Source organism: Emticicia sp. MM (assembly GCF_001649495.1).
Genome location: NZ_LXHX01000022.1, coordinates 1 through 7721, shown reverse-complemented (window position 1 = coordinate 7721; position 7721 = coordinate 1). Strand labels below are relative to the sequence as shown.

7 protein-coding genes are annotated in these 7721 nt (G+C 34.5%); 3 read left to right on the top strand and 4 right to left on the bottom strand.

The features are described 5' to 3' along the window. Positions 1–80: 80 nt before the first annotated feature. Together A6M55_RS03295 and A6M55_RS03290 are read right to left on the bottom strand one after the other, a co-directional pair. Positions 81–1538, bottom strand: a complete 1458-nt coding sequence (locus A6M55_RS03295) for a S41 family peptidase (protein ID WP_015027510.1) — start codon at positions 1536–1538, stop codon at positions 81–83. A 91-nt stretch (positions 1539–1629) separates the two neighbouring features. Next, positions 1630–2502 (bottom strand): bestrophin family protein, encoded by an 873-nt coding sequence (locus A6M55_RS03290; RefSeq protein WP_064196454.1) that lies wholly within the window; start codon positions 2500–2502, stop codon positions 1630–1632. Between the two features lie 166 nt (positions 2503–2668). Between A6M55_RS03290 and arsN2 the strand changes: the two genes are divergently transcribed. Next, positions 2669–3121, top strand: coding sequence for an arsenic resistance N-acetyltransferase ArsN2 (gene arsN2, locus A6M55_RS03285; protein WP_082892911.1), 453 nt, complete (start codon positions 2669–2671; stop codon positions 3119–3121). Positions 3122–3318: 197 nt separating this feature from the next. Continuing rightward, the gene (locus A6M55_RS03280) at positions 3319–3828 is read left to right on the top strand and encodes a histidine phosphatase family protein (RefSeq protein WP_041693756.1); all 510 of its coding nucleotides are present in this window, start codon (positions 3319–3321) and stop codon (positions 3826–3828) included. Between the two features lie 329 nt (positions 3829–4157). Here the strand turns inward: A6M55_RS03280 and A6M55_RS03275 are convergent, their stop codons facing one another. Beyond that, positions 4158–4664 (bottom strand): GbsR/MarR family transcriptional regulator, encoded by a 507-nt coding sequence (locus tag A6M55_RS03275; protein ID WP_041693354.1) that lies wholly within the window; start codon positions 4662–4664, stop codon positions 4158–4160. A 383-nt stretch (positions 4665–5047) separates the two neighbouring features. Here A6M55_RS03275 and A6M55_RS03270 point away from each other — a divergent pair, with 383 nt between their 5' ends. Then, positions 5048–6421, top strand: coding sequence for an aminopeptidase P family protein (locus tag A6M55_RS03270; protein ID WP_064196453.1), 1374 nt, complete (start codon positions 5048–5050; stop codon positions 6419–6421). A gap of 86 nt (positions 6422–6507) precedes the next feature. Here A6M55_RS03270 and A6M55_RS03265 read toward each other — a convergent pair whose 3' ends face one another. After that, positions 6508–7377, bottom strand: coding sequence for an aldo/keto reductase family oxidoreductase (locus tag A6M55_RS03265; protein WP_064196452.1), 870 nt, complete (start codon positions 7375–7377; stop codon positions 6508–6510). Positions 7378–7721: the final 344 nt, after the last annotated feature.

Sequence of the window (7721 nt, the reverse complement as noted above, 5' to 3'; positions counted from 1 at the left end):
TTTGAAATAAAATAATTAATTCTTGATTATAAAAAATTCCTCGATTTGTAATCGAGGAATTTTTTATTCCTTACCTAAATTTATTGCTTAGGCAATTTTGCAAACATATCTTTATTATTATCAGCAGGATTATCAGAAATATTTTCTTCTAAAACCTGTGTATTAAGTGTGCGATATGAACGTCTGCTTGAAGCATCTGCGGGAATCGTAGCACCAGTAATAACTTCTAAAGCCTTTTTCAAGAGGGTCTCGGTTTCATCTCCCCAAGGTTTGAACGGATAAATATTATCAGATACTACGTAGTCGGGAGCAAAGCCATTTTTTGTACCATAATTAGACTCTCCTTTCGAATTTAATGTTCTTAACACAATCGGTTGCATTCCCCATGTCCAACGTTTTTGGTCATCTGATATAGTAATTGAACCTACATTTTTGCCATACGTATTTTGTCCAATAATAATTACATCCATGTATGGACGAAGACCATTGATTACTAATTCACTGGCTGAAGCAGTGCCATTTGAAGTAAGTACAAATAAACGTCCAAGATTTAAGTTATTAGGTTCTAGCGTAAATTTGGTTGGCGTAGAAACCGAAGGGTATTTTGCAACAACAGCCGAATTCCATTCATCTCTATGAATTACATTATTGACACTTGGATTTTTGACCAATAAAGACGATAATAAATCAGCCGAAGAAATTCTTCCACCACCATTCATTCGTAAATCAAGTACAAATTCGTTAACACCTGCTGCTTTGAATTGAGCAAAAGCTTGCTTTAGAGCTTCATCATAAGTATCTAAAAACTGTGTATAAACCAAATAACCAATTTTCTTATTCCCTTTTTCAATCACTTTCGTAAACTGAATAGGATTATTTTGAACGACTGCCTTTGTAGCAGTAATAGTTTTACCAGATAAAACGTACGTACCATTTTTAAATTCCCCAAGGCCAAAAGTAGCGGTCTCATTATTAGCAATAAGAGTAGCATAATTAGTACCATTAATCTGTGTGCCATTAATAGTAAGAATTATATCTCCTCGTTTCAAGCCAGCTTTTTCTGCGGGGCTACCTAAAACTACATTTGAAATGAAAAACACTACATTAGTCTGCGTATTATCTAAATATACCGCCGTTCGAGAAAACCCAAAAGCTGTACTTACGCCACTCAAAGAATTGGTTAAATCCGTAATATTTTCTCTAATCCAAGAAAAGCGGTCAGTGTTTGGGTAATCATTCAATAGAGAATAGAAGTAATAAGTTTTTACATCATCTTGCCCATCTTTACCAGTTACTAAATTGAGGTTCGTTTTTTCTTTGGCTGGCATTTGGTCAGCCCAAAGATACCATGCTTTCATTTGGTCATAAACCCAACTATTTGCAGCAGCGTATGCACTCGTATTGGTAGTTGTGTTAGAATTATTTGTAGTACCAGAAGTTGAAGTTGTATTGGAAGCAGGGTCTAAGGTGTCTTTCTTACAAGAAAAAGCACCCATTACTAAGCAGATGAGTAAGATTTTACCTAATTTGATTTCCATAGTAATCTTTTATATTTGTTGACTATAATGACGTAAATTATAAACGATGTGTTGCGGTAATTGTTTTAATAGCATGAATTATGAATGAGATTTAATTTTTAAAAATCTCGCTTAAATTATTCTTCACATTTTTCACAATTGTATCGAGAGCTAAATCATTGCTATCAGTACCGAATGGGTCCTCTATTTCTTCGGCAATCATTTCTATGCCAGCAAAAGCATAAAAAATGAGCGTAACAATTGGAGCAGCCCAAAATTTAAACTCTAATACAAACCCAAAAGGCATCGTAAATACATATAAAAATATCATCTTTTTGATGAAAATATTGTACGAAGAAGGAATAGGAGTATTTCTGATTCGTTCGCAGGCTCCTAAATTATCAGTGAAAGAAACCAATTCTCCATTAAGGATTATTAATTGTTCGGCATTAATGATTCCTTCCTTGTATAATCGGCTAATTTCAAGATGAATCGCCTGCCCTATTCTGTTTGGTATGTGTTTATAATTGGCATAAAAGTCCTCATTATAGTTTCCTACATAATCTAAGTGCTCTAAGTTTACTTGCCCACGAAGATAATCTTTAACAGCCAAAAGATAATTACCCACTAAGATTCTAAAAACTTCTTTACTTTCATGATTATCTGGTAAAATAGCACTTAGTTTTAATGCCAAATTCCTTGAATTATTAGTAAAACTACCCCAAATCTTACGCCCTTCCCACCAACGGTCATAAGAACTATTTGTACGAAAAACTAATAATAATGATAACACAAAACCTACTAACGAATGAATAGCAAGTGGATTCTTGAGAGGAACAAAATGAAAAACGTTATTTTCGAGGTAAGAAATAAAAAAAGTATAGGCCATTACGCCCATCATGGCTGGCAAAAGTTTACGAAATGTATCAGCTTTATGGAAGTAAAAAATTAACTTCCACCAATCTTTTGGATTATAAATTAACATTCAATATTCGTTGGATAATCAATATATTTTAGCAAATATAAACTTTTTCCTAAAAACTTTGGAGATAAGAATATATATCGCAATATTACGATAAAACAAACAACTATTAAGTAAAAAGTAGAAATGCGGCTTAATAGAATGAAAAATCGACTAAATTCAAGTAAAGATGAAAACGCAAAATATTACTTTTGAAGAAGCACTCGGAACAAATCGAACTAAAGCAATGGCTCTTTTAACAGACGCCAATCTCCCAACAAATGATATTGATAATCAAGTAAACTTATTTGTGTTGCTCGAAAATAAAGAAATCATCGGAACGGGCGGCCTTGAACAAAAAAGTAATTATGGCTTACTGCGTTCAATAAGTGTGGTTAATTCTGAAAAAGGTAAAGGCTATGGTCAACTCATTACTGAAGCAGTTGAACAGTTTGCATTTAAGAATTCTATCACCGATTTGTTTCTTTTAACAACAACTGCGAAAGATTTTTTTGAGAAGAAATGTGGATATCAAATAGTGGATAGAAAAGAAGTGCCTATTGAAATTCAAAATAGTCAGCAATTCTCTTCGGTTTGTCCATCTTCAGCAATAGTTATGCACAAAAAGTTGACAATCAGTTAATTCGACTTTACAAAGTATCATCAGCCATTTCTTTATTTTTCATTTAATGTTGAAAACGACGGAATGTTGTGAAAATAATCAAACCAATAAAACCTATTAAACGATGCCTTCACGATTTTCTTACGAAATAAATTTTCAGAAAAAATTAAGAATATTTTCGGTAATGCTTGTATATTCGTGCCAAAACCTCTGAAAATATGAAGAAAACCCTTTATTTAGTACGTCATGCTACGGCAGAAGATGGCGGCAACACACCTATGTTTCGTGACTTTGACCGTGAATTAACTTCTTCTGGAATTATTGAAGCTGCACGTATGGGGAAATTTTTGGCTACAAAGGGTGTTCAATTTGATTTGATTCTTTCGAGTGCTGCCGAAAGAGCCAAAGCCACTGCTAAGATTTTTGCCGAACAACTTCATTATGATGCAGATGCAATTTTACTTGATGAAGGCCTTTATGGTGGCGGACCAAGAAGTTATCTAGCAGCGGTAAACCAGATTGATGAAAATATAAGTAAAGTTGCCATTTTTGGGCATAATCCAGATATAACTTTTTTTGCTGAATACTTAACTCGTGCGGATATAGGTGGAACGATGGACAAAGCAAGTGTAATTGGCTTTGAATTCGAAGATATTCAATGGGCGGCTGTTTCAAGCAAAATGGCTAGTTTTTTAGCTCATTATTCGCCACAAACTATTAGTTTTTAATACTTTCTAAAACCATTTAGGTTATTTGAGAGTTAAAACTAATACGAAAATTCATGGAATAATATGTCACAGAATCATTCAAATAAAAATAGAAGCATTTTTCGAATCATTTTTTTTGTATTTCTAGCAATAGTTCTTTATTTCTTATACGATATGTCACGCCAAACTACGGCACCATGGAAGCGTAAAAAAAATATTGAGCGGTCATTCTAACTGAAAGTACTTTTCAAACCATTAAATAAAAAAAGCAGTAATTCTCTATCTATGAGAAAATCACTGCTCGACCCCAAAAACTCCAAAAAATCATGACTACTGTGGCAGTCATGCAACTATTTATTAAAAATCTTTATAAAACTATTAATTAACCAATTTTCATCTGATTTCAGAAGAGAAGTCATGGTAGTATCGGCAAAAACCGAAACTTTACTGATATCATTTACTATTTTCAGAAGCTCTTCTTTCTCGGCGGTATCAGGTTGAAGTCCTTCTTTGATATCTTCCATTGCTTCAATGAGTGGTCCGATTTCTCGGCGGCGTCGCTCTTTTGCAATTTGCTTAGCGACCTTCCAAATGTCTTTTTCTGCAATGAAGTACTCCTTACGTTCTCCTGGAAGTAATTGCTTGTAAATCAGGCCCCAATCCATTAAATCTCTCAAATTCATATTTACATTACCTCGAGAAATTTGTAATTCAGCCATAATTTCATCAGCATTCATAGACTTAGGCGATAGCAAAAGCAATGCATGTATCTGTGCCATCGTGCGGTTTATCCCCCACTGAGTGGCAAGAGTACCCCAGGTATGGATAAACTTGTCTTTTGCTTCTTTGAATTCCATCACTGACATTTTTTGTTTTTTAACTAAGATTTATAAGCACGTAAGTATTTTATTACCCCAAAGTAAAATAACCTTTTTGAATTTTCAAAATATTCTGAAAGTTTTTTTTTATTTTTAATACGTCGCTCTTATTGAACGGCTTAAATATTTAACCATTTGATTTATAGCCAATTACGTGCCAGTATTTGAATCTGCCAATTATTGTTGAATTGTTCAAACCACCTAAAATAAATGAAGGCGGAAGCTTTTACTTGAAAAATTGAAGAACTGTACGTATTTCAAATGATGCAGATTCTGCATAAACACAAATATTTAGTTCTTGAAATATTATGACAAATTGCACATATTTCGCTTATTTCGTGCTATAAAATACTCAACAAACCATGTTTTCAGTTCAAACTTACACCGAGCGTCGTAACGCATTAAAAAAAGCAGTTGGAAGTGGCCTAATTCTAATAATGGGTAATGAAGAAGCCCCCATGAATTATCATGATAATACCTACCGCTTTCGTCAAGATAGCAATTTCTTATATTTCTTTGGCATCAGTCATGCGGGTCTCGCAGGTATTATTGATGTAGATTCTGGAGAAGAAATTATTTTCGGTCATGAATTTACTATGGACGATATTATTTGGGTAGGCCCTCAACCAACCTTGGCTGAGCAAGCACGGAAAGTAGGTATATATCGAACGGAAGCCCCTTCAAAACTTCCTGAAAGATTAAAAAAAGCATCAAAAGTGCATTTTACCCCACCCTATCGCTTTGATAATATGATTCGTTTGAGTGAATGGTTGGGCATTCCTACGGCACAATTAAAAGAAAAAGCCTCAGTTGAGTTAATAAAAGCGATTGTCGCCTTACGTTCAATCAAAACTGAGGAAGAAATTGTGCAAATGGAAGATGCGGTTAATATCACGCGTGAAATGCACATAACGGCGATGAAACTAACAGCAGCTGGAAAGAAAGAATACGAAATAGCAGCAGCCATTCATGCAAAAGCCCGTGAAGGTGGTGGAGATTTAGCTTATCCAATTATATTTTCTATTAATGGCCAAACACTCCATAATCATTATCATGGAAATACCATGACCGAAGGGCGATTGGCAATCAATGATTCTGGGGCGGAAAATACGATGTTTTATGCGGGTGATATTACGAGAACCATCCCAGTAAGTAAGCGTTTTACAGAAAAGCAGAAAGAGATTTACAATTTAGTTTTAAAAATGGAAACTGAATCTATTGCTGCTTTGCGTCCGGGAATTCAATATCGTGATATTCATCTTTCTGCCAATAAAATTATGCTCGAAGGACTTAAAACTTTGGGTTTCCTACAAGGTGATACTGAAGAAATGTTGACATTGGGTGTTCAAGGGCTATTCATGCCACATGGTTTAGGCCATGCAATCGGACTGGACGTACATGATATGGAAGATTTGGGTGAAAAATACGTAGGCTATCGTGATGGTTTGGAACGCAGTACGCAATTAGGACTAAAATCTCTTCGTATGGCAAAAGAGCTAGAGGTAGGGTTTGTGCTAACCGTTGAGCCAGGAATCTATTTTATTCCAGAATTAATTGATAAATGGAAAGCTGAAAACAATTTCACTAACTTTATCAACTACTCAAAACTAGAGGATTATCGAGATTTTGGTGGCGTTAGAATTGAAGATAACTGCTTAGTTACTGAAAACGGTAGCAGAACCTTGGGACAAGCAATTCCGAAAACTGTTGAAGAAGTAGAAGCTCTTAGAAACTAGGAAACCAATCTGAGAAGTAGATAAAATTCAAAAGGTGTCATTTCGGACACCTTTTGACACGATATTTTCTTCAAACGAGCCAATACTTAGCTTGCCACCGATGTTTGGTAAATATCATACCAATCTTCTCTACTTAATTTTATTTCTGATGCACTTGCCGCATTACGAATACGAGCCTCTGATAAAGAACCAATGATTGGTAAAGTACCTAGCTGCATCAACCACGCTACTGCCGTTTGTTCAACATTTGCATCGTATTTTTTTCCGATTGCTTCAAGTTTCGATTTCAGTACAGCCGATTTACCTTCTTTTCCATCTAATATTTCTCCACCAGCTAACGGAGCCCATGCCAAAGGCTTACTGAAGCTTTGCTTAATAAAATCTAAGCGTCCATCTTCAATGGCTGAAATATTCATCAAATTTAACTCAATATGGTTAGTAACAATTGGAATTGTTAGATATGAAGCTAAAAGTTGATGTTGAAAGGCTGTAAAATTAGCAACTCCGATATGCTTAACTTTTCCAGCATTTACTATTTCAGCTAAAGTCATAGCTGTTTGCTCTGGGTCAGCCAAAAAATCACTTTGATTCAATAGGAATATGTCCAAATAATCGGTTTTTAGATTTCGAAGCGAATTATCAACGCTATCAAGAATATAATTTCTTGAATTATCAAAATAAGTGACTTTTCCGTTTTTGCGAATACCGCACTTACTAAAAAGAACAATATCTTCACGCTTAAATGACTTTTGACTAATAATCTTCCCAAAATGTTCTTCAATGGTATAATCACCATAAATATCAGCGTGGTCAAAGGTATTAATTCCTAACTCTAAGCATAAATTAATAATTTGCTCCATTTTTAGCGTGGTATTATCGAGGTCTTCCCAACGCCAAAAACCATAAATTGCTTCCGATACTTTCGGTCCTGAATCGCTTAGATATACTTTTTTCATGTTGTACGATAATTTTTAGAGAGCGTAAAGATAATAGTTTTCGTATAAAAGTCTGAGTAGATGAATGATATATCTACTCAGAATAGCAATACAACAAAATCACCAACGAATGGAGAATAGTTGTCGTGAGTGGTTTCGAACCACTTGCAAGAGTTTTGCAGACTCTTCGCCAACCATCATGGCTCACGACCATTTGAAAAGGGAAAATCTTTCGATTTAACCCAATTCAGTATTTAGTTTAGGTAGTTTTTCAGAAAATTTAATTTCATATTAAATATATAGATTTTATATACTAAAATAAAAAAACAATGAGTCAATTATTATCAAAGCACATGAAATCATTC